Here is a 21058-nt window from a genome sequence, read left to right as displayed (position 1 = left end):
GCGTATAGTTTTATGTACTTATGCATACGGGTTTACACAATGGGTTTACAAGGAAAGTCTGAAGGCGCGGTGAAGTTTTTATTGGTTACCGCCGCATTATTTGTGGTTCTAGCGGGTATAAAAACCGCAGCGACATTATTGGTGCCATTTTTATTATCGGCGTTTATCGCCATTATTTGTAACCCGTTAGTGGTGATGGCGGCGCGCTATAAAATTCCAAAACCGGTAGCGGTTGTCTTTGTTATTGGCATTTTTGTTTCCATTGCGCTTTCACTGGCAGGGCTAGTCGGTAATTCGTTAAATGAATTGTCACAACTTATTCCAGAATATCGTGCACAGCTGCAAGAAGAGTTTATTTGGTTAACCCAGCAATTAGACGATTACAATATTATAATATCGTCAGAGCTTTTGATTGAATACTTTGATCCCGCAGCCGCGATGGGGCTAGCTGCGAACATGCTCAGCGGTTTGGGCGGTGTAATGGCGAACTTGTTTTTAATCATTATCACGGTAATCTTTATGCTGTTTGAAGCATCATCAATTCCGCATAAATTACATTTAGCGCTTGACGATCCGCAAGCGCGATTAAAACAAATTGATCAGTTTTTGGCATCGGTAAATAACTATTTAGCGATTAAAACCTTAGTTAGTATCGCGACCGGCGTTATTGTTTCAATTATGTTGTGGGCCTTTGGTTTAGACTTTTTCTTATTGTGGGGGGTGTTAGCATTTTTACTGAATTACATTCCTAATATTGGCTCTATTATCGCCGCTGTTCCTGCAATGTCGCTAGCTGTTTTACAGTTAGGGCCAGCCGCCGCAGGTTTTATTGGCTTAGGTTATTTAACTATAAACACGGTTATGGGCAATGTGGTTGAACCACGTTATTTAGGTCGCGGTCTTGGCTTATCCACCTTAGTGGTCTTTCTCTCTTTAATCTTTTGGGGCTGGTTGCTAGGTACGGTTGGTATGCTGTTATCAGTACCTTTGACCATGATCATTAAAATAGCCTTAGAAAACTCTGAAGAAGGCCGTTGGTTTGCGGTGTTATTATCCAGTGAAGATGCTGATCAGTAAGCGTTCATATTATTGCGATTATTAGCGATAACAAAACTGCACTTACTAAGTTTCTATAGTGGAATATTAAAAAGGGAATATAATTCCCTTTTTTTGTGAGTAAAATAGGCTGAAGATTAATGAACTTGCTGTGATGTAAAGTTATTGATTTTAAATGAAATTTTTGTACTTTCTTGACGTCTTTTATAGGTACGTATTGTGTTTAAAATGAAATCTGTTTAATTCTTTATTATTACTGAGCAGTAAAAGTGAATTACAATAATCTAGTATTGTGCTTCGGCAATAAGTCCAGATAATGGAGTGACAATAAAATACAGGTTTTATTTAATAAATCATAATAAGACAGACGAATGAAGCTTATTTTGGAGAGAGTAATGAAGTTTGAAGACGTTATAAACCTTAAGTCGAATCAGATCACTGACCCAACCTATATAAAAAAATGTAAAGAAACGCTTGAACGTCATGGTGCAATTGTTCTTGATGACTTCATCACTCCACAGGCTTTAGAGCAAATTAAACTTGAAGGTGCGGCTAAGAAGCATTTAGCATTTTTTACTAACAAGCAGCATAACATTTATATTAGTGATGCCGATCCGAGTTACCCTGAAGATCATATTAGAAACAAACGGGTAATATCAAGCAAAGGTTGTATTACGGATGATCAAATATCCGCTGAATCTGTACTTCGAACGTTATATGACAGTGACGTTTTTCGCTCATTTTTAAAAGTAGTATTAAATGAACAGGCGCTTTATTCCTATGATGATGACTGTTCTTCAATTAATCTTCATTATGCCAGCGAAGGGCAGGAGCTAGGTTGGCATTTTGATAACTCTTCTTTTGCAACTACCTTGATGATCCAAAAACCTGAAGCGGGTGGAGAGTTTCAATATGTCAGAGATGTTAGAGACGCCGATAAAGGCGAAATGAACTTTTCTGATGCTGAAAAAGTGCTCGCTGGAGACATTACTCCTGATATGTTAGCAATTGAACCCGGTGCATTAGTACTTTTTAGAGGCCGAAATGCTATCCACCGTGTCACTCCTACTATCGGTAATACTACCCGAATGATGGTGGTGCTTGCCTATAACAACAAACCTGGTGTTGCTCTTTCAGCATCAGCGCGTAAAACCTTTTACGGAAAATAATAATAAAACGCAACGTGACCGTTAACAAAAGGTATTACAATGGAAAATATTAAGCTTAAAAACAATAGTTTCATGCACTCAGAGATTAAAGTTGTTTTATCAATATTATCAATAGCAATTGCTTACATGATTTATGAATATATGAGCTCAGGTTCGGCCATGCTAAATTCCGTACTGGTCTCTATTTTACTCATGTTAAGTTTAAGTTTGCTCAGGGTTAACGTAGTGGTAGCACTGCTTTTATCTGCTATTTTTGCTGGCGTTGTCGGCGGGCTTAATATTACCGAAACCATTGACGCTTTTAATACCGGCATAGGCTCAGGAGGCAGAACAGCATTAAGTTATGCCTTGCTTGGCGCATTCGCAGCAACAATATCTAAGTCAGGTTTACCGGCAATGTTTGCGAGTAAAATCACCAAAAAACTTAATGGTGTAACTAGCGAAAGCCAAACCCGAAAAATTAAATACTTTGTGCTAGCCTTTTTATTGTTAGCTGCGTTTTCATCGCAAAATATTGTGCCTATTCATATCGCTTTTATCCCTATTCTAGTACCACCTTTATTGTTTATGATGACTAAAATGGGTATTGACCGTAGGTTAGTGGCGTGTATTTTAACCTTTGGTTTGGTGAGCCCTTATATGTTCTTCCCAGTAGGTTTTGGTGCGATTTTCTTAAATGATATTTTATTGGGCAATATTCAACAAAGTGGTCTGCAAACCGATGGCATTAATGCCGCTGTAGCAATGTTAATTCCTGCATCGGGAATGTTAGTAGGGTTACTAATTGCGGTTTTTTACAGTTATCGTAATAAACGTGAATACGATCTAGAAAAGTTGGAAAAAGTAGAAGGTATTGAAGAAAATCATGAAACCCCATATTGCGGTAGAACCGTTGCGGTAGCTGTAATCGCTATTGTTTTAGCCTTTACGATTCAGATTATGACGCACTCAATGATTTATGGCGGTGTGGCAGGCTTTTTAGTGTTCTTATTAACCGGCTCTTTAAAGTGGCAAGACTCAGACGATGTTTTTACGCAAGGCATGCGTATGATGGCCATGATTGGTTTTATTATGATCGCCGCCGGTGGTTTTGCTGAAGTATTACGCTCAACGGGTGACATTAATTCACTGGTCGCAGCATCAGTCGATATTATGGGTGACAGTAAGGCTATTGCCGCTATTTTGATGTTATTAGTCGGACTTTTTATTACCATTGGCATTGGTTCGTCATTTTCAACCATTCCCATTATTGCCGCCATTTATGTTCCGCTTGCCTTACAATTAAACTTTTCACCACTGGCCATTGTCGCTTTAGTCGGTACGGCAGCAGCACTTGGTGATGCAGGCTCTCCAGCGTCTGATTCAACATTAGGGCCGACAGCAGGGCTTAATATTGACGGACAACATAATCATATTTGGGACAGTGTAGTCCCGACATTTATTCACTACAACTTACCGTTAATTGCTTTTGGTTGGATAGCCGCTATGGTTTTATAAAAATATTGTCACTAGATTAAAGGGGGGGAATCGAAATATTTAATTTGTTGTAAGTTGATATTTCCTCCCTGCAAAACTAACAAAATAATTCACAGGGAGAAAAGCAGGAAGACTACAAGAGGACAACACTGAAAAAGGTAACTAAGGGCATGTTTTATTGAACTCAGCTCAGTTTAACTTGGCTTTTGTCCTACTTTAAAATAACCGGTTGAGAGGAATTGCACCGCTTCATTGCGCTTTTTGCCAATCAAAATTGAACCATCATCCATAAACAGAAAGTTTTTCCAACAACGTTGAAATACCGCCCAGGTGGTTTCAATAACATTGTCTCTCGCACTGCAATAATAAACCACGGTATTATTATCCCATTTTAGATGGGTTAAAATCATCTCGGGTAATAAACTCTCTTCACTATCCCAAGTACCTTCCCACTTGCCATTATCTAGCCACGACGCTGCGTTTTCCGGCCAGTCACCTTTTTTAAAAAAGTCAGGGTGATCAACTTGTTTACTAATGCTGCCATCCCAAAGTACCTTTGCACGATTACTTGCCATAGGTTTAATCTTTGCTTTGTCGCTATCGCTAATCGGTAAACTATTATGCTTAAAGACCCAAGCGTTTTTTAATTCGTCAATTGAGGTGTAGTTCATGGTGTCTTCTATAAAGTAATTGTTGCCGCATTATAACAAGGCTGTGTGATAACTCATTAACAATTTCGAATGACAATTAGTGTAAACCTATAATTAATTATAAGTCGCTACTAAGCACAATAGTTTTTATTTACAGCAAAATTAATTAAGTTTTTGCTCGGTAACTTTATATTCCAAACTGCGTTCTGCTTTACCCTTGGTCACTACAAACACTTAATAAATCTTCAATAAAATAAGCAAGTGCGCGGCGTTCAATTTTTTCGATTAATTTTTGCTGCTCAACAGTTAGCATGTGATACATAGTGGCTGCGCCAAAGTCGCCAAAAATTATATTAGCATCCTCGTCAAACAGGGTGTTGTGGGCGTACAAATCCCCATGACATACTTTGTTTGAGTGCAAATGTTCAAATACATTTTTCATTTGCGTCACTATTTTATCAGTTTGCTCGATGCTTAAGGTAAAGCCTGCTGGGAAAGTGTCACGGGTACAGGTTTTGAAGTTTGGCGGTAAGCCCAAGTTTTTAAAGTTATTCGGTATCAAATTCATGATTAACGCTAAATAATCTTCCTCGTTCACTTGTGCTAAAGAACGGACTAGATTTTGATGATCGCCAACTTTTAAACAGGCTTGTAATTCATCTTCTGGATAGCCATCACTAGTTACTTTTCCTTTAAACTTTTTAACAGCAACTTCATCTGGAAATGTCGATTGGTTTTTAGTCCAAGTAGCTCTTGAAATAACGCCTGAAGCACCTTGTCCAAGCACATTGTGTAAGGTAAAGCTTGATGAGGGTAATGATGGAACTGATGCAACTTCTAGGTTAGAACGGCTAAACGGGTTACCTGAAAATGCAAACCATGCAAGCTTAGGTAAGTTCAATAATTGCTCTGGACACTCTGTCAGATTGTTGGCTGAAATACGCACTAACTCAAGGTTAGTTGATTGCGCTAGGGTTAACGGTAGTGTGGTTAACTTATTTCCAGCTAACGCCAACTTTTGCAGCTTTGGGCGTTCTCCTAAAACGTCGGGTAATGTTTCAATGCAGTTATCAGTTAAAATTAACCAACGTAACTTTGCAGGTAATGAGTTAGTAGGTACTTGATTAATTTGGTTTGATTTAAAGCCTACCATTTCTAAATTTTCGCACTGCCCTAAAACTTCAGGTAAAACTTCAAATAAGTTATTCGAGGCAAAAATTATTTTAAGACTTTTGAGTTGAGTTAACTCGTTTGGTAGCGAGGATAATTGGTTGTCAGATAAATCTAGGATTTCTAAGCTGTCTGCTAATGAAAGAATTTCCATCGGAAATGAGCTTAAGTTCTCGGATAATTTTAAACGCGTAATGCCCATGAGTTCGCCAGACTTTAACTGAGCCAGAGTATGCATTTATTAATCCTATTGTTATTTTTAGTCGCGTAAAATGACGATGCCATAAAATATAGTAGATATAAAAAAACCCGATAAGCTTAATTAAATGCTCTCGGGCTTTTTTGGGTTTAGTAAACCCTAATATGGTGCTCGCTACTGGACTCGAACCAGTGACACCTTGCATGTCATGCAAGTACTCTAACCAACTGAGCTAAGCGAGCTTTAGTTTTATATAAAACGTGTTGAGTAACTCAACGAGGCGCTATGTTAGCGATCTGTTTTAGCAAGTGCAAGCAGTTTTATACAAAACTCGATGTAACTGCTGATTAATTCAGCAGTGGCGATTATACTTGCTCATTTATGCGACACATAGCCCAATAAATCGATTAACTTGCCAATGCCGCTTGTTGGTCAAAGCGATTTTGTACTACTTTTAATCGCCAAGCCAGCAACACTGCTGCCACAGTTAAACCAGAAATAAAGCCTATCCAGAAACCATAAGGACCCGATGCTGGCGCTATCCAGTCGGTTAACCCTAATATTGAGCCGAAAGATAAGCCAACAATCCAGTAGGAGAAGAAGGTGATGTACAAAATTGATTTAGTGTCTTTGTAGCCACGTAATGCGCCGGCTGAAATAACTTGTATGGCATCTGAAAACTGAAATAAAGCCGCTAAAAACATTAAGCCAGCGGCAAGCTCAAGCACTTCAGTATCTGTGGTATAGATAGCTGCAATTTGTGTACTGAATAACAAAGTAACGGCTGCTGTTGCTACCGCAATAATCAGTCCCAAAATAACGGAATATCGGCAAAGCTCTTTTGCTTTTTCAAGGTTTTTATTACCCACTTCAAAACCGACTTTTATGGTGACAGCCATTGCTAAACTTAACGGCACCATAAAAACAAGACCAGAAAAGTTAATCGCTATTTGGTGGCTTGCGACCACATTGGCGCCAAAGGGTATCAGTATTATGGCGACGGCGGCGAATAGACTTACTTCGAAAAGTAAAGATAATGCTATCGGTGTACCTAATGCCAATATGATTTTAATTTCTGACCATTGCGGCCAATAGAACTTAGTATACAGTGGTGCTTGTTTTAGGTGTTTTGAGTAATAAGTATACGCCAGCATGCCGAGAAACATAACCCAGTAAACAAGGGCTGTTGCAAGACCACAACCGGCACCACCTAGTGCAGGCATACCAAACTCACCATAAATAAAAATATAGTTGGCCGGAATGTTAATCAGCAAACCTAATATGCTAATGATCATGGTTGGTCGCGTAAAAGACAAACCTTCTGAGTAATTACGTAATACTAAATACAAGCAATAGCCCGGGCCGCCCCAAACAATGTAGCCTAAATAGTCAAACATCAGGTTTTTTAGCTCAGGCTCCATAGAGAGTGAGTCTATTAACATAGGGGTTGCGATGTAGTACAGAATAATGATTATTATTGAAAAGAAAACGGCTATCCAAGCAGTTTGGTAGCTGGCTTTTGCTACATCATCAAACTGCTTTGCGCCTGAAAGTTGCGAAATAATACTGGCCAGTGCCATCACCAGACCCGATATGGTTAAAATTAAGGGTAACCAAACACTACTGGCAACGGCAACCGCTGCCATATCAGTGGCGCTAACTCGACCGGCCATTACTGTGTCAGCAAAACCCATTAAATTTTGGATCAATTGAGCGATTAAAATTGGGTAAGCCAATTTCATTAAATTTTTGCTATTGGAAAAAAAACGATTAATGTTCATCAAGGCAATTATATCATCAGGTTATTCTTGCTAAGATAGCAAAAAATAGAGTATTTATCTGGATAATATATGTTTACCGGTATAGTGCAATCACAAGCTGAAGTAATTGCGATAATTAGTAAAGAAAATGCGATAAGATTAAAAATCGCGTTAGAAAACTCACTTATAGTTAACCTTGAAATTGGCGCTAGCGTTTCGATAAATGGCGTTTGTTTAACAGCTGTTGAATTTGGCCGTTTAGACGACGCTAGCAGCTTTATAAGTTTCGATGTTATTGATGAAACGTTGCGGGTTTCTAACCTTGCTGAAATTGAAATAGGGACAATGGTTAATGTGGAACGCTCGTTAAAAATTGGTGATGAAATTGGCGGACATATGCTCAGCGGCCATGTTCATACTCAAGCCACTGTGGTTAATCGTATTGATAGCCAAGATAATTGCACGATAAGTTTTACCATAGCGCCTGAATATCAAAAATATATCTTTGCCAAAGGTTTTATTAGTATCAATGGCATCAGTTTGACATTAGGCGCTGAAGTAGCTGAGACATTTTCGGTACATTTAATACCTGAAACGTTGTCGCGTACCAACTTACAACATGTGCTTGTTGGCGATAAAGTTAATATTGAAATTGATCAGCAAACTATGACCATTGTTGAAACCATTGAGCGCATGAAGTTAAACCATTAACCTTAATAGGATAGTGCAGTATATTTTGACCGTTTAACGTTGCGTTAATATTTAATGTATTGTCATTTAACGCATTGTCTAAACAACGACGGGTTTAAAAGTACTGCTCATTATCACTAGCTACCGCCAATTGAATTTTTTTATGGTATTCATCAATATGTAAATTCAAATGCATTTCCATGCAGCAGGCAGGGCACTCTTCATAATAATCTTGGTCGCCTTCAGTGGCGTCTAAGCTAACATGAATATTATGGCCGCAGTGTGGGCATTTTATACGTTGTTCTTTAATCTTATGGGGCATGCTGCCTCCTAGACTTTAACTGAATGAACTGTAGATTTTAGTATGGTCAATTTTCATAAAAGTGCTAGTGTTGAGATATTAAAAAACTAAACTCAACTGAACTCAACTCAACTATGCGTATGACTAATCAGATACATTTACTGGCTTTAATGCAGTGCTAAAATTCGAATTAAGTTACTCTTAGATTGTTCAACATAAACCCCACCAAATAAGTTTGCATGATTAAGTATATGGTAAAAGTTGTAGATTAATTTACGATTTTCGTAGCCGTTTTCTAACGGGTAAACCTCGTGATAGCCTTGATAAAATTCATCTGGCATTTGACCAAATAATTCTGTCATGGCGAGATCAACTTCACGATCGCCGTAATAACAGGCAGGATCATAAATAAACACGCTATTATCGCTAAAACCAATATTGCCTTGCCATAAGTCGCCATGCACTAAACAAGGGGTGACTTGATGATGTAATAAGGCGTCATGACAGACTCGAATAATATGTTCGATATCACCTAAAATAATTGATTTTTCAGCAAGCAGTTGCAATTGCCAGCCAATGCGTTGCTCGGCAAAAAATGTTCGCCAATTACTTTGCCAGTCGTTAGGTTGTTGTGTATTACCAATGTAATTATCGTGTTGCCAACCGAATTGACCATGTGATGATTGTTGATGCATGTTGGCTAGTTGTCTACCAAACAATAACCAGTTTTTAGTGCCGGTATGATTAAAAGGGAGATATTCTAAAACTAAATAGCTTTTGTCTAACGTTGTACCTGTGGTGATAACGTTTGGGCATGCAATGGTATTAAGCTGTTTAATTTTTTCTAAAGAGTATGCCTCGGTTTCAAATTGTTGCAGCCGAGACTTATCGTTTAGTTTTATAAAATAATTGTGCTGATAATCACTTAACCAATAGCATAAATTTATGTCACCACCAGTGACTAATTGTTTATGCTTAATGTTAAATTCTTCACCTATTACTTGTGATATATCTCGTTCAATATTTTGCCACATGTTCACGTACCCACCAGGCTGCACTAATTAGCAATTATAGTAGAGGATGAGAAATAAACGTAATAATGACGTAATCTTGCTTAAACAAGGCTAAATGGAGCGCTATTTAACTATTCGATATCAATAATTAAATTTTCAATTTTATTGGGCACACCATCCCATTGGTCTGCATCAGCAGGAGCAGGAATAACGTCGGTGATTACGGGCCATGTTTTAGCAAGTTCGGCGTTAAGTTCAATAAAGTCTTTTTGACTCTCAGGCACTTCACTTTCTTCATAAATAGCGTCGGCGGGGCATTCAACAGGGCACAAGTCGCAATCAATACATGAGTCAGGGTTAATGACTAAAAAATTGGGTCCTTGATGAAAGGCATCGGCAGGGCAAACTGCGACACAATCTGTGTATTTACATTGAATACAATTATCAGTTACTACAAACGCCATTTTACTCTGCTTAGTTTATCTGTTGGTGGTTCAAATTTATCCGCATTTATGCGACTACATTTCTGCGACTAATAGGCGGATCATACCTTGCTAGCGAACAAATTCAATTATTGTTTTAGCTTTGTGTTTGGTATCGCTAGTACTATCAGGTAAAATAGCGCCAATTTTTACCCTAGTCTCGCTTTGGATACACAATATGTTGCGTTTAACTAACGTCAAATTACCGCTAAATCATCAACCTGAAGACTTAGAGCAAGTCATTCTTGCAACATTGAAAATCACTGCTGAGCAGCTAACAAGTTTTTCAATCTTTAAACGTGGTTACGATGCGCGTAAAAAGAGCAAAATTATTTTGATGTATACCTTAGATGTAGAGACTACAAAGAATGAACAGCTGCTTGCTGAACATTCAAGTGATCAAAATATTAAAGCCAGCCCAGATACTAGTTATAAGTTTGTTGGACAAGCGCCAGAAAACCTAACCGAGCGCCCAGTCGTCATTGGTATGGGACCTTGTGGTTTATTTGCAGGGTTACTGTTAGCGCAAATGGGCTTTAACCCCATTATTTTAGAGCGTGGTAGTGAAGTACGTCAGCGTACTAAAGATACTTTCGGCTTTTGGCGGAAAAAAATTCTTAATACAGAATCTAATGTTCAATTTGGTGAAGGTGGCGCGGGTACGTTTTCTGACGGCAAGCTTTACAGCCAAGTTAAAGATCCAAAACATTATAGCCGTAAAGTGCTGCACGAGTTTGTTGATGCGGGTGCGCCAAGCGAAATATTATTCGTAAGCAAGCCGCACATCGGTACTTTTAAATTGGTGACTATGGTTGAACAAATGCGTGCTGAAATACATCGCCTTGGTGGTGAAGTGCGTTTTGACCAGCGTGTTGATGATATTCATTTTACCCAAGCAGATGATAACAGCGACAATATGCAAGTTACTGGCTTAACGTTAGCAACGGGTGAGGTCATTAATACAAAACATATTGCGCTAGCTATTGGACATAGTGCCCGTGATACGTTTGAAATGTTGCATAAAAAAGGTGTTTTTATTAAAGCCAAACCTTTTTCAGTTGGTTTTAGAATTGAACATGAACAATCGGTAATTGACGATGCTCGTTTTGGCGATAATGCCGGTAACCCGATATTAGGTGCGGCTGACTACAAGCTTGTTCACCATTGTAAAAATGGCCGTTCAGTTTATAGTTTTTGTATGTGCCCTGGTGGCACGGTAGTCGCAGCGGCATCTGAAGAAGGCCGCTTGGTTACAAACGGCATGAGCCAATATTCACGTCATGAACGTAACGCTAATAGCGCCATTGTCGTTGGAATATCTCCAGAAGATTATGATGAAAATGGCAGTAAAGATAACGTACTTGCCGGCATTGAGTTTCAACGCCGACTTGAAGAAACCGCATTTAAACTCGGCGGTGAAAACTACGATGCACCTGTGCAATTAGTGGGTGACTTTTTAGCCGGACGAAAAAGTGGTGAGCACGGTGTTGTTGAACCCTCATATAAGCCGGGTGTGAAGTACTGTGATTTAAGTGAAACCTTACCTGCTTATGCTATTGAAGCTATTCGTGAAGCACTACCTGCGTTTGAGCGAAAAATAAAAGGTTTCTCAATGGCCGATGCCACTTTAACGGCTGTTGAAACTCGAACTTCGTCTCCTATTAATATTACCCGTGATAAAGACAGCTTAGAAAGTGTTAATACCAAAGGTTTGTATCCAGCGGGTGAAGGTGCAGGTTATGCAGGCGGTATTTTATCTGCAGGTATTGATGGGATTAAAGTCGCTGAAGCTATGGCGCTTTCTATGCTTAAAAACCACCAATAACGTATAAACAATCAGTTAATTATCTATTCTAAGCCTTAACTCATTATGGCGATCAGGCACTTCAAGTTACCGTGACAGTATCTTGAAGTGAACTCTTTAACCTTGAAGTGAACACTGTACTTTTGAAGTGAAGTAAATAACTTTGAAGCTAACTTAGCATTCATTTGATTCATGCATTAGTTAGTTATGTTGTATTTCTTGAATATCGGTTTTAATTTGTTGCTGGAATTTACTTTTAGGTAACTGCTCTCTCATATTATTGAGTGTGGTCCAAATACTGTTAAGTGCCATCGGTTTGGCTAGCCATTGTGGAATGTTACCTTTAGGGTCAACCTTAAACTGATAAGTAATACTTATGCGCTCAGGCTGAGTCGGTATAATTTTCCAATGCGCGCTTAACACTTGCATGCGAATGGCGTCATCGGTCTTTGCAATGTTATCACCATAGTCTTCAAGCAAAATTTCTATCGATAGATCCTGATTCTGCCAATATCGAGAATAAACCACTATCTCGCGTGCTGAAAATGGCCATATACTTTTGAAACGAGTTTTGAAAATATGTTCATTAGTCGCTATTTCACTAATCATTACCGCTGACTCTGCATTGTCTAACCAGTGAGATGTCATTTCTAAGTCTTCAATAAAGTAAAGAAAACCAGCAAGCGTTGATGTAAGCTCAGCTTGTGCTTTTATTTCAATTAAATTTTTCACGCTATCTATACGATAGCTTACCTTGAAATAATCGTCTGTACGCCATAATTTCCAAGGCATTTCTTGAGCTTTATCATTGGCTTTACTGGCTATTTCAGCAGTGTTTTGTATCGCTAAACTATTAATTGAATATAAGCTAAGCAAAGCACTGAAAATCATCCGCACTTTTAATGTCATCATTTTTTTTACTTGCTGGCTCAATATACTCGTCCTGTGCATTGCAAATTATAGCGAATTACCCTATATTCCCGTGCTCGCTTTAACGCAAATTTTATTATTTTCATTTCATTGTGTTAATAGCCACCGATATAGTATCGAATTTAGCATTATATAGCGTCATTAATTGTTTAATAATCAATAATGTTGTTATAAAAATTATTATACCAATTGAATTAAGTAAGTGAGCAATTATAAGCGAGTATAAATATTCAAGATTAAGGCACTTGATTGAGCAATAGCTGGCTATTGGGATTGAAAGTAACGCAGATATTGGACATTTAAACCATCTTAGAATGATCGATTATTTATTTCACTTGGTATTATTTATACTCAAGCGGCACTTAGTGTGTGTCGCCACTGAACAAAGGAAAACACATGCCTGTAATTACGCTTCCCGACGGTAGTCAACGCTCTTTTGAACAAGCTGTTTCTGTAATGGACGTTGCCTTAGATATCGGTCCTGGATTGGCAAAAGCCACCATTGCTGGTCGCATCAATGGCGAGTTAGTCGATGCTTGTGAATTAATTAAAGCAGATGCAGCGCTGCAACTTATTACCAGTAAAGACAGCGAAGGTCTTGAGATCATCCGTCATTCTTGCGCGCATTTATTAGGCCATGCTATTAAGCAGTTATGGCCTAATACCAAAATGGCCATTGGGCCGACAATCGATAACGGTTTCTATTACGATGTTGACCTAGAAGAGTCAATTACCGAAGACGATTTAGTTAAGCTAGAAAAGCGCATGACAGAATTAGCGCGTACCGGCTACGAAGTTGTTAAGAAAACCGGTACGTGGCAAGACGCTTACGACGCGTTTACTGAGCGTGGCGAAAGTTATAAATTACAAATTCTTGATGAGAATATCGATAAGTCAGATACCCCTGCGCTTTATCATCATCAAGAATATATTGATATGTGTCGTGGACCACACGTACCGAGCATGCGTCATTGTCATCATTTTAAATTGATGAAAGTTGCGGGTGCTTATTGGCGTGGTAATTCAGACAACAAAATGTTGCAACGTGTTTACGGCACCGCTTGGGCTGATAAAAAGCAACTTAAAGCTTATATAGTACGATTAGCTGAAGCTGAAAAACGTGATCACCGTAAAATTGGTAAAACCTTAGATCTTTTCCATTGGCAAGAAGAAGCACCAGGCATGGTGTTTTGGCATAACGATGGTTGGACTATTTATACAGAGTTAGAGAAATTCATTCGTGAAAAATTACACGAATATGATTACGACGAAGTTAAAGCACCGATGATGATGGACCGCAGTCTTTGGGAAAAGTCAGGTCATTGGGATAAATATGCTGATGGCATGTTTACCACTGAGTCTGAAAAGCGTGAATACGCGATTAAACCGATGAACTGTCCAGGACATGTACAAATATTTAACCAAGGGTTAAAGTCTTACCGCGATTTACCACTGCGCATAGCTGAATTTGGCTGTTGTCACCGTAATGAACCTTCAGGGTCTTTACATGGTTTAATGCGCGTACGTGGCTTTACTCAAGATGACGCACATATTTTCTGTATGGAAGAACAAGTGCAAGCCGAAGTCACCAAATGTATCGAAATGGTATACGACGTGTATAGCTCATTTGGTTTTAAAGATATTGTGGTAAAATTGTCTACTCGACCAGAAAATCGTATTGGTAGTGATGAAATTTGGGATAAAGCTGAAGCCGGTCTTGCCCAAGCATTAACCGATAGTGATATCGCTTTTGAATATTTACCAGGCGAAGGCGCATTTTACGGTCCTAAAATTGAATTCACTTTAATGGATTGTTTGGGACGTGCTTGGCAATGTGGTACTGTACAACTCGATTTTGCTTTGCCAGAGCGTTTAGGCGCAACTTATGTTGGTGAAGACAACGAAAGATACATTCCGGTCATGATCCATCGTGCAATTTTAGGTTCACTTGAACGTTTTATCGGAATTTTGATTGAAGAGTACACTGGCAAATTTCCAACGTGGTTATCGCCAATTCAAGCAACTGTGATGAATATTACGGGCAAACAAGACGAATATTGTCAAAAAGTTGCAAAAAAACTGAAAGAAAGTGGATTTAGAGCAAAACTAGACTTGAGAAATGAGAAGATAGGCTTTAAAATCCGCGAGCATACTTTAAAGCGTGTTCCGTATTTGTTAGTTGTCGGTGATAAAGAAATGGAAACTGGCGAAATTGCAGTACGAACTCGAAGTGGTGAAGATTTAGGTACAATGTCGGTAGACGACTTTATTACTAAATTATCGGACGAAGTTAAAAACCGTCGATAAGCACTTTGAAATAAAAAAACACGTAATATTATTATTTAACCCAAGTAAGCTAAAACTAGTGCTTACTTGGTCACAACGTTCTTTGGAGGAACATGGCTATTAAAGGTGGACAACGTGGCGGACAAAAAGAGCCGGCGCATCGCTTAAATGAGTTAATCACAGGTATTCTGGGCAATGAAGTTCGTTTAATTAAATATGACGGCGAACCCGGTGGCATAGTTACATTAGATGAAGCTATGGACCAAGCAGAGGACGCAGGTGTCGATCTTGTAGAAATCAGCCCAACAGCAAAACCTCCTGTTTGTCGAGTTATGGATTACGGTAAGTTTATCTATGAAAAGGCTAAAGAGCAGAAAGAACAACGTAAAAACCAGAAACAAATACAGGTTAAGGAAATTAAATTCCGTCCTGGAACAGATGAAGGCGATTATCAGGTAAAACTACGCAACCTGAAGCGCTTTTTAGAAGGCGGCGACAAGGTCAAGGTAACATTACGTTTCCGTGGCCGTGAAATGGCCCACCAAGAACTCGGTCTTGAAATTCTAACTCGCGTTAAAAACGATTTAGAAGAATTGACCGTAGTCGAGTTTTTCCCTCGTAGAGCGGAAGGGCGTCAAATGGTGATGGTCTTAGCCCCTAAAAAATAGATAATACCCGGTTTTACAAGCAGCTACGTATTTTTCGAAATATTTAGCTCACCGCTATTATCTTTAAGCTGGTAAACAAGGCCTACAAGTAGAGTTCAATATCTTAGCTTAACCGCTAAGCGCTTAGAAATTCTCGCCTAGTTTACTTTATATTTGGCATAACAATGCGGAGTTATTAACATGCCTAAAATGAAAACCAATAAAGGTGCTGCAAAGCGCTTTAAACAGACAGCCACAGGCTATAAATTTAAACAAGCCGGTCTTCGTCATATTTTGACTAAACGCCGTACTAAAGTTAAGCGTCATCTTCGTGCTAAATGCATGATCGCCGCAGCTGACATTAAGTCAGTTAAAAAACTTTTACGTCACGGTTAATAGGAGAGATAGAAAATGGCAAGAGTAAAACGTGGTGTACAAGCACGTGCACGTCACAAGAAGGTTCTAAAGCAAGCTAAAGGTTACTACGGTGCCCGTAGTCGCGTTTATCGCGTTGCTTTCCAAGCTGTAACTAAAGCTGGCCAATACGCATACCGTGACCGTCGTCAACGTAAGCGTCAATTCCGTCAACTTTGGATTGCTCGTATAAATGCAGCAGCTCGTCAAAATGGTTTATCTTACAGCCGTTTCATTAATGGTCTTAAAAAGGCTTCTATTGAAATCGATCGTAAGATCCTAGCTGACATCGCAGTATACGATAAAGCAGCTTTCACATTCTTAGTTGAAAAAGCGCAAGCTTCTTTAGCATAGTTTGAGATATTAGCTCTGAGATAAGGACGCCTATGGCGTCCTTTTCTTTTTTAGAAATTAAAAAAATTGACTGAAAAGTCAGGAAAATTCAAATCATATAAAATGAACCGTAACTAAGCTGGTTTATCAAATCCAAATCAAGCCTGTTTATTTAAAAGTTTAGTTTAAAAGTTTAATTTAATTATAGGAAGTAAAGGTCTTATTATGAGTCTTGCTGATCAAATTCTAGCGGTAAATAATGATTTGCCTATCCGTACTGATGTTGCTGTTCATAGCGGTAAAGTACGTTCTGTTTATTGGTTAACTCAAGCTGACAGTCGTCGCTTAATTCAAGAAAAAAACTATGATGTTGCACAAGATACACCTTTAGCGATTATGGTGATCAGTGACCGAATTTCAGCATTTGACTGTATTTGGCACGGTGAGGGAGGCATGAAAGGTGTTCCTGGCAAAGGTGCAGCATTAAATGCCATTTCTAATCATTGGTTTAAATTATTTAAAGAGCAAGGTTTAGCGGATAGCCATATTCTGGATATTCCGCACCCGTTTGTTTGGATCGTGCAAAAAGCTAAACCTGTGATGATAGAAGCTATATGTCGCCAATATATCACCGGTTCAATGTGGCGCTCGTATGCTAAAGGCGAACGTGAATTTTGTGGTATTGAACTCAGCGATGGCCTAGAAAAAGACAGTAAGTTACCACAATTACTGCAAACACCATCAACTAAAGGTATTTTACAGGATATTCCTGGCGTACCAGCCGTTGATGACGTCAATATTACGCGTAAAAATATTGAAGATAACTTCGCTGCTTTTAATTTCAAGTCAACTGAAGATATTGCCTTGTACGAAAAGTTATTAACGGAAGGCTTTGACGTTATTTCAGCAGCATTAGGCAAGCTTGATCAAATTTTTGTTGATACTAAATTTGAGTTTGGTTATGTCAAAGACCGTAATGGTAATGACAAGCTTATTTATATGGATGAAGTGGGCACGCCTGATTCATCACGTATTTGGGACGGCGAGCAATATCGCGCTGGCAATATTGTAGAAAACTCTAAAGAAGGTTTCCGTCAGTTATTACTCAGTCACTTCCCTGATCCTGATATTCTTTTGAATAAAGACCGGATGACAGAACGTGAGGCACTGGCTCGTGAGAATGAGTTACCAGCCTCAGTGTTAATGGACTTGTCTGCAACTTACCTTGCGATTGCAGAAAAAGTTATCGGTAAAAAAATTGTATTATCGCAAAATCCTAAACAAGAAATTATTGATATATTACGTGATGAATATCAACTGATTGACTAGGTTTTAGAGATTAAGCATTAAACAGCCTCGCAATAGCGGGGCTTTTTTATGCTCAGGCATTAGCCATCTCGGTAATTGCTCCCGGTAGACCCTTTGGTATTGCCAATCCCAAATATATTTAATTGCCCATTTCTGAGGCAAAGGTTACTGGCTGCACCAATATTGCACTTTTTTGGTGTTTTTATGCACTAGTTTGGTGCCTGTTGATTATGATTAACTTGCTGTATATAACTTAATTTATTGTATTTATTGTGTTTTATATTTTGGGTATAAATGGTGCTTAGTGTTATTCAAATAATGAAGTTTATAAATAAAATTAAAGTGAATGCACTTAAGGTGATCAAATGAAACTAATAACAGCAATTATTAAACCCTTCAAAATGGATGATGTTCGCGAAGCGCTAAACGAAATTGGCCTCGATGGTATGACCGTCACAGAAGTTAAAGGCTTTGGTCGTCAAAAAGGCCATACCGAACTTTATCGCGGAGCTGAATATTCGGTCGACTTTCTGCCAAAAATAAAATTTGAAATTGCGGTTAAAGATGATTTCGCTGAGCGCGTTGTTGAGACTATTGTGAGCTCGGCTCAGACCGGAAAAATAGGTGACGGAAAAATATTTGTCACCAACATTGAAAACATTACTCGTATTCGTACTGGCGAAACAGATGATGACGCTATTTAAACTTGCCTTATCGCGTTGATACATTTGGCTGTGTTAAGCCAAAATAAGAAATAAATAGTGGATGTAAAAATGAATAAAATAATTATCACACTTTTAGCTTTAAGCTTTTCAGTTCCAAGCTTTGCGGTCGAGCCAAGCCTTAACGGTGCTAATACTGCGTGGATATTAACCGCCACTGCACTAGTGTTATTGATGACTTTACCGGGATTGGCTTTATTTTATGGCGGTTTAGTGCGTCGTAAAAATATTCTATCAATTTTAATGCAATGTTTTGCCATTGCCGGCCTTTCATCAATTTTATGGTTTATCGTTGGTTACAGTATTGCCTTTGGGGAAGGTAATGCATGGATCGGCGATTTCAGTAAAGTGCTGATGGTTGGCATGACCAAAGAGTCACTTTCAGGTGACATTCCTGAAAGTTTATTTATGTTATTTCAAATGACCTTCGCGGTGATAACACCAGCGCTAATTATTGGTGCTTATGCTGAAAGAATGAAGTTTTCTGCGGTGTTACTGTTTTCAGGATTATGGCTTTTAGTGGTTTATGCTCCAGTGACTCATTGGGTTTGGGGCGGCGGCTGGCTTGCACAAATGGGCGTTTATGACTTTGCTGGTGGTATTGTTGTTCATATTACTGCCGGTGTTGCGGCACTTGTGGCTGCGTTAGTGCTTGGGCCGCGTCACGGCTTTCCAAAAACACCTATGTTACCTCACAACCTCACTATGACAGTCACTGGCGCGGGTATGCTATGGGTAGGTTGGTTTGGCTTTAATGGCGGTAGTGCGTTAGCTGCTAATGGTGATGCTTCAATGGCGATGTTAGTTACGCATCTTTCAGCTTCTGCTGGGGCGCTTACTTGGGCTGCTATTGAGTGGAAGAAATTTGGTAAAGCCAGTGTACTTGGTGCCGTAACAGGCATGGTTGCAGGTCTTGGTACTATTACACCAGCTTCAGGTTTCGTAGGGCCGGGCGGCGCGTTAATTATTGGTGTTTCAGCGGGTATTATTTGTTTTTATTCTACGGTTTATATCAAACATAAACTTAAAATTGATGACTCGTTAGATGTATTCCCAGTACATGGTATTGGCGGTATTTTAGGGACTTTACTTGCGGGGGTTTTTGCCTCAACAGAGCTAGGAGCATTTAGTGGTTTTGGTTACGCTGAAGGCATTACTACGATGCTAGGGCAAGTCACAGTACAACTTATTGGTATCGGTTCAACTATTCTTTATACTGCTGTTGTATCTTACATTTTGTTTAAATTAGTGGCGTTAATGACTAATGGTCTACGTGTTTCGAAAGAGCAGGAAACCACCGGCTTAGATTTAACAGAGCATGACGAAGTTGGTTATAACATGTAATTTATAACTGATTAATCTATCATAGGAAAAGGCGATAAAAGGCCTTTTCCTAATCCTCCTACCTCGATAAATTTCAATTTTAAAACCCCATTACTGTCAAAATATCCTAGTTTTAGAAAATAAAACTTAATCATCACCAGTTTTTTCTTGAAAAGCGCAGATTTACTCTACTCTAATAGCTATTTTTTGTGTAAAATCATTCACCATTTTATTAATCGAAAAAGTCTAGCTAAAGGCCAAAATCAGGCCGATGTTAATGCCCTATATTTTTGTATTAAAAAACTATGGGCGCTTTAAACACGCTTTAGAGGAACTCATGAATTTAGACGATATTATATTGCAGGCAGAACAAGCAATTGCTGCGGCGACTGATCCTGCAGAACTTGACCAAGTTCGCGTTAACTTCTTAGGAAAAAAAGGTTTGTTCACAGAGCAAATGAAAGGCCTAAGTAAGTTACCAAAAGAAGAAAAGCCCAAAGCGGGTCAAGTGATTAACATCGCTAAACAGCAAGTACAAAAATTGTTGACTGAACGTGGCGAATTATTGCGTGCAGAAGTTATTAAACAACAACTTGCGGCAGAATCTATCGACGTAACATTACCCGGTCGTGGTGATGAGCTAGGCGGATTACACCCAGTTACGCGCACCATCGAACGCATCGAGAGTTTTTTTGGTGACTTAGGCTTTTCAGTCAAGCAAGGGCCAGAAGTTGAAGACGACTTTCATAACTTCGATGCTTTGAATATTCCAGAGCATCATCCAGCGCGCCAAGACCACGATACTTTTTACTTTAATCCTAAGTTAGTGTTGCGTACGCAAACGTCTGGCGTGCAAATTCGCACCATGGAAAAAGAACAACCGCCTTTGCGTATTATCTCGCCAGGTAAAGTTTATCGTAACGATTATGACCAAACCCATACGCCTATGTTTCATCAAGTAGAAGGCCTAATGGTTGATAAAGACGTCAGTTTTACGCATTTAAAAGGTGTTTTACATGACTTCTTACATCACTTTTTTGAAGAAGAAGTAGAAATACGCTTCCGCCCGTCATATTTCCCATTCACTGAACCGTCTGCAGAAGTAGACATTATGGGTAAAAATGGCAAATGGTTAGAAGTCTTAGGCTGTGGCATGGTGCATCCAAATGTACTGCGCAGTGTTGGCATTGATCCTGAAGTTTATACCGGTTTTGCCTTTGGTATGGGGGTTGAACGTTTAACTATGTTACGTTACGGCGTAAATGACTTACGTTCATTCTTCGAAAATGATCTTCGCTTCTTAAAACAGTTCAAGTAGGAAAGCC

Annotated in this window: 20 protein-coding genes and 1 tRNA gene; 13 read left to right on the top strand and 8 right to left on the bottom strand. The window is 39.0% G+C overall.

Features of this window, described 5'->3' with window-relative positions:
- The first annotated feature begins 39 nt into the window (after positions 1-39).
- From A3Q33_RS01475 to A3Q33_RS01465, 3 genes are all read left to right on the top strand, one after another.
- Positions 40-1077 (top strand): AI-2E family transporter, encoded by a 1038-nt coding sequence (locus A3Q33_RS01475; protein WP_081178211.1) that lies wholly within the window; start codon positions 40-42, stop codon positions 1075-1077.
- 374 nt (positions 1078-1451) lie between these two features.
- Positions 1452-2225, top strand: a complete 774-nt coding sequence (locus A3Q33_RS01470; RefSeq protein ID WP_081178209.1) for a HalD/BesD family halogenase — start codon at positions 1452-1454, stop codon at positions 2223-2225.
- A 159-nt stretch (positions 2226-2384) separates the two neighbouring features.
- Positions 2385-3722: a Na+/H+ antiporter family protein gene (locus A3Q33_RS01465; protein WP_081182172.1), complete on the top strand. Its 1338-nt coding sequence runs from the start codon at positions 2385-2387 to the stop codon at positions 3720-3722.
- Positions 3723-3895: 173 nt separating this feature from the next.
- Here the strand turns inward: A3Q33_RS01465 and A3Q33_RS01460 are convergent, their stop codons facing one another.
- The 4 genes from A3Q33_RS01460 to A3Q33_RS01445 all read right to left on the bottom strand — a co-directional run bounded on the left by A3Q33_RS01460 (position 3896) and on the right by A3Q33_RS01445 (position 7462).
- Positions 3896-4372 carry a DUF2947 family protein gene (locus tag A3Q33_RS01460; protein ID WP_081178207.1) on the bottom strand — a complete coding sequence of 159 codons (477 nt, stop codon included), beginning with the start codon at positions 4370-4372 and terminating at the stop codon, positions 3896-3898.
- A gap of 190 nt (positions 4373-4562) precedes the next feature.
- Positions 4563-5759, bottom strand: coding sequence for a leucine-rich repeat-containing protein kinase family protein (locus A3Q33_RS01455; protein ID WP_081178205.1), 1197 nt, complete (start codon positions 5757-5759; stop codon positions 4563-4565).
- A 126-nt stretch (positions 5760-5885) separates the two neighbouring features.
- Positions 5886-5962: transfer RNA gene (locus tag A3Q33_RS01450), tRNA-Val, on the bottom strand.
- Between the two features lie 165 nt (positions 5963-6127).
- The gene (locus tag A3Q33_RS01445; protein ID WP_231295758.1) at positions 6128-7462 is read right to left on the bottom strand and encodes an MATE family efflux transporter; all 1335 of its coding nucleotides are present in this window, start codon (positions 7460-7462) and stop codon (positions 6128-6130) included.
- Between the two features lie 108 nt (positions 7463-7570).
- On the opposite strand from A3Q33_RS01445, the gene A3Q33_RS01440 reads away from it, so the two are divergent.
- Entirely contained in the window at positions 7571-8191 is a 621-nt protein-coding gene (locus tag A3Q33_RS01440; protein WP_081178201.1) for a riboflavin synthase subunit alpha, read from the top strand.
- Between the two features lie 94 nt (positions 8192-8285).
- On the opposite strand, the gene A3Q33_RS01435 is transcribed toward A3Q33_RS01440, so the two are convergent.
- From A3Q33_RS01435 to fdxA, 3 genes are all read right to left on the bottom strand, one after another.
- Positions 8286-8492, bottom strand: a complete 207-nt coding sequence (locus A3Q33_RS01435) for a CPXCG motif-containing cysteine-rich protein (protein WP_502687209.1) — start codon at positions 8490-8492, stop codon at positions 8286-8288.
- A 146-nt stretch (positions 8493-8638) separates the two neighbouring features.
- Positions 8639-9505 carry a fructosamine kinase family protein gene (locus A3Q33_RS01430; protein ID WP_081178199.1) on the bottom strand — a complete coding sequence of 289 codons (867 nt, stop codon included), beginning with the start codon at positions 9503-9505 and terminating at the stop codon, positions 8639-8641.
- Positions 9506-9615: 110 nt separating this feature from the next.
- Entirely contained in the window at positions 9616-9948 is a 333-nt protein-coding gene (gene fdxA, locus A3Q33_RS01425; RefSeq protein WP_081178197.1) for a ferredoxin FdxA, read from the bottom strand.
- A gap of 196 nt (positions 9949-10144) precedes the next feature.
- Between fdxA and A3Q33_RS01420 the strand changes: the two genes are divergently transcribed.
- A complete protein-coding gene (locus tag A3Q33_RS01420) occupies positions 10145-11791 on the top strand; it encodes an NAD(P)/FAD-dependent oxidoreductase (protein WP_081178195.1) in 1647 nt (548 codons plus the stop codon).
- 180 nt (positions 11792-11971) lie between these two features.
- Here A3Q33_RS01420 and A3Q33_RS01415 read toward each other — a convergent pair whose 3' ends face one another.
- Positions 11972-12682: an START domain-containing protein gene (locus A3Q33_RS01415; RefSeq protein ID WP_196798028.1), complete on the bottom strand. Its 711-nt coding sequence runs from the start codon at positions 12680-12682 to the stop codon at positions 11972-11974.
- 414 nt (positions 12683-13096) lie between these two features.
- On the opposite strand from A3Q33_RS01415, the gene thrS reads away from it, so the two are divergent.
- The 8 genes from thrS (at position 13097) to pheS (ending at position 21051) form a co-directional block, all read left to right on the top strand.
- Positions 13097-15007, top strand: a complete 1911-nt coding sequence (gene thrS, locus A3Q33_RS01410; RefSeq protein ID WP_081178191.1) for a threonine--tRNA ligase — start codon at positions 13097-13099, stop codon at positions 15005-15007.
- A gap of 92 nt (positions 15008-15099) precedes the next feature.
- The gene (gene infC, locus A3Q33_RS01405; protein WP_081178189.1) at positions 15100-15654 is read left to right on the top strand and encodes a translation initiation factor IF-3; all 555 of its coding nucleotides are present in this window, start codon (positions 15100-15102) and stop codon (positions 15652-15654) included.
- A gap of 180 nt (positions 15655-15834) precedes the next feature.
- Positions 15835-16029 (top strand): 50S ribosomal protein L35, encoded by a 195-nt coding sequence (rpmI, locus tag A3Q33_RS01400; protein ID WP_081149668.1) that lies wholly within the window; start codon positions 15835-15837, stop codon positions 16027-16029.
- Positions 16030-16044: 15 nt separating this feature from the next.
- Positions 16045-16401, top strand: coding sequence for a 50S ribosomal protein L20 (gene rplT, locus A3Q33_RS01395; RefSeq protein WP_077284679.1), 357 nt, complete (start codon positions 16045-16047; stop codon positions 16399-16401).
- Positions 16402-16605: 204 nt separating this feature from the next.
- Positions 16606-17709, top strand: a complete 1104-nt coding sequence (locus A3Q33_RS01390; RefSeq protein WP_081178187.1) for a phosphoribosylaminoimidazolesuccinocarboxamide synthase — start codon at positions 16606-16608, stop codon at positions 17707-17709.
- Between the two features lie 344 nt (positions 17710-18053).
- Complete coding sequence (locus A3Q33_RS01385) at positions 18054-18392, top strand: P-II family nitrogen regulator (RefSeq protein ID WP_081178185.1); 339 nt, start codon at positions 18054-18056, stop codon at positions 18390-18392.
- Positions 18393-18461: 69 nt separating this feature from the next.
- Entirely contained in the window at positions 18462-19754 is a 1293-nt protein-coding gene (locus A3Q33_RS01380; protein ID WP_081178184.1) for an ammonium transporter, read from the top strand.
- A 316-nt stretch (positions 19755-20070) separates the two neighbouring features.
- Positions 20071-21051: a phenylalanine--tRNA ligase subunit alpha gene (gene pheS, locus A3Q33_RS01375; RefSeq protein ID WP_081182167.1), complete on the top strand. Its 981-nt coding sequence runs from the start codon at positions 20071-20073 to the stop codon at positions 21049-21051.
- The last annotated feature ends 7 nt before the right edge of the window (positions 21052-21058 follow it).

It is taken from the genome of Colwellia sp. PAMC 21821, from assembly GCF_002077175.1.
Classification (GTDB): Bacteria; Pseudomonadota; Gammaproteobacteria; order Enterobacterales; family Alteromonadaceae; genus Cognaticolwellia.
Note: the sequence above shows the minus strand (reverse complement) of the source record. Positions and strands in the feature narration are given on the sequence as shown.

Bases quoted from the DNA above. Each gene is read 5' to 3' on its own strand.
- infC (WP_081178189.1), top strand. From the start codon at position 15,100: ATGGCTATTAAAGGTGGACAACGTGGCGGACAAAAAGAGCCGGCGCAT.
- fdxA (WP_081178197.1), bottom strand. From the start codon at position 9,948: ATGGCGTTTGTAGTAACTGATAATTGTATTCAATGTAAATACACAGAT.
- rpmI (WP_081149668.1), top strand. From the start codon at position 15,835: ATGCCTAAAATGAAAACCAATAAAGGTGCTGCAAAGCGCTTTAAACAG.
- thrS (WP_081178191.1), top strand. From the start codon at position 13,097: ATGCCTGTAATTACGCTTCCCGACGGTAGTCAACGCTCTTTTGAACAA.
- pheS (WP_081182167.1), top strand. From the start codon at position 20,071: ATGAATTTAGACGATATTATATTGCAGGCAGAACAAGCAATTGCTGCG.
- A3Q33_RS01470 (WP_081178209.1), top strand. From the start codon at position 1,452: ATGAAGTTTGAAGACGTTATAAACCTTAAGTCGAATCAGATCACTGAC.
- A3Q33_RS01390 (WP_081178187.1), top strand. From the start codon at position 16,606: ATGAGTCTTGCTGATCAAATTCTAGCGGTAAATAATGATTTGCCTATC.
- A3Q33_RS01380 (WP_081178184.1), top strand. From the start codon at position 18,462: ATGAATAAAATAATTATCACACTTTTAGCTTTAAGCTTTTCAGTTCCA.
- rplT (WP_077284679.1), top strand. From the start codon at position 16,045: ATGGCAAGAGTAAAACGTGGTGTACAAGCACGTGCACGTCACAAGAAG.
- A3Q33_RS01430 (WP_081178199.1), bottom strand. From the start codon at position 9,505: ATGTGGCAAAATATTGAACGAGATATATCACAAGTAATAGGTGAAGAA.
- A3Q33_RS01445 (WP_231295758.1), bottom strand. From the start codon at position 7,462: ATGAAATTGGCTTACCCAATTTTAATCGCTCAATTGATCCAAAATTTA.
- A3Q33_RS01465 (WP_081182172.1), top strand. From the start codon at position 2,385: ATGCTAAATTCCGTACTGGTCTCTATTTTACTCATGTTAAGTTTAAGT.
- A3Q33_RS01415 (WP_196798028.1), bottom strand. From the start codon at position 12,682: ATGATGACATTAAAAGTGCGGATGATTTTCAGTGCTTTGCTTAGCTTA.
- A3Q33_RS01385 (WP_081178185.1), top strand. From the start codon at position 18,054: ATGAAACTAATAACAGCAATTATTAAACCCTTCAAAATGGATGATGTT.
- A3Q33_RS01460 (WP_081178207.1), bottom strand. From the start codon at position 4,372: ATGAACTACACCTCAATTGACGAATTAAAAAACGCTTGGGTCTTTAAG.
- A3Q33_RS01455 (WP_081178205.1), bottom strand. From the start codon at position 5,759: ATGCATACTCTGGCTCAGTTAAAGTCTGGCGAACTCATGGGCATTACG.
- A3Q33_RS01475 (WP_081178211.1), top strand. From the start codon at position 40: ATGGGTTTACAAGGAAAGTCTGAAGGCGCGGTGAAGTTTTTATTGGTT.
- A3Q33_RS01435 (WP_502687209.1), bottom strand. From the start codon at position 8,492: ATGCCCCATAAGATTAAAGAACAACGTATAAAATGCCCACACTGCGGC.
- A3Q33_RS01440 (WP_081178201.1), top strand. From the start codon at position 7,571: ATGTTTACCGGTATAGTGCAATCACAAGCTGAAGTAATTGCGATAATT.
- A3Q33_RS01420 (WP_081178195.1), top strand. From the start codon at position 10,145: ATGTTGCGTTTAACTAACGTCAAATTACCGCTAAATCATCAACCTGAA.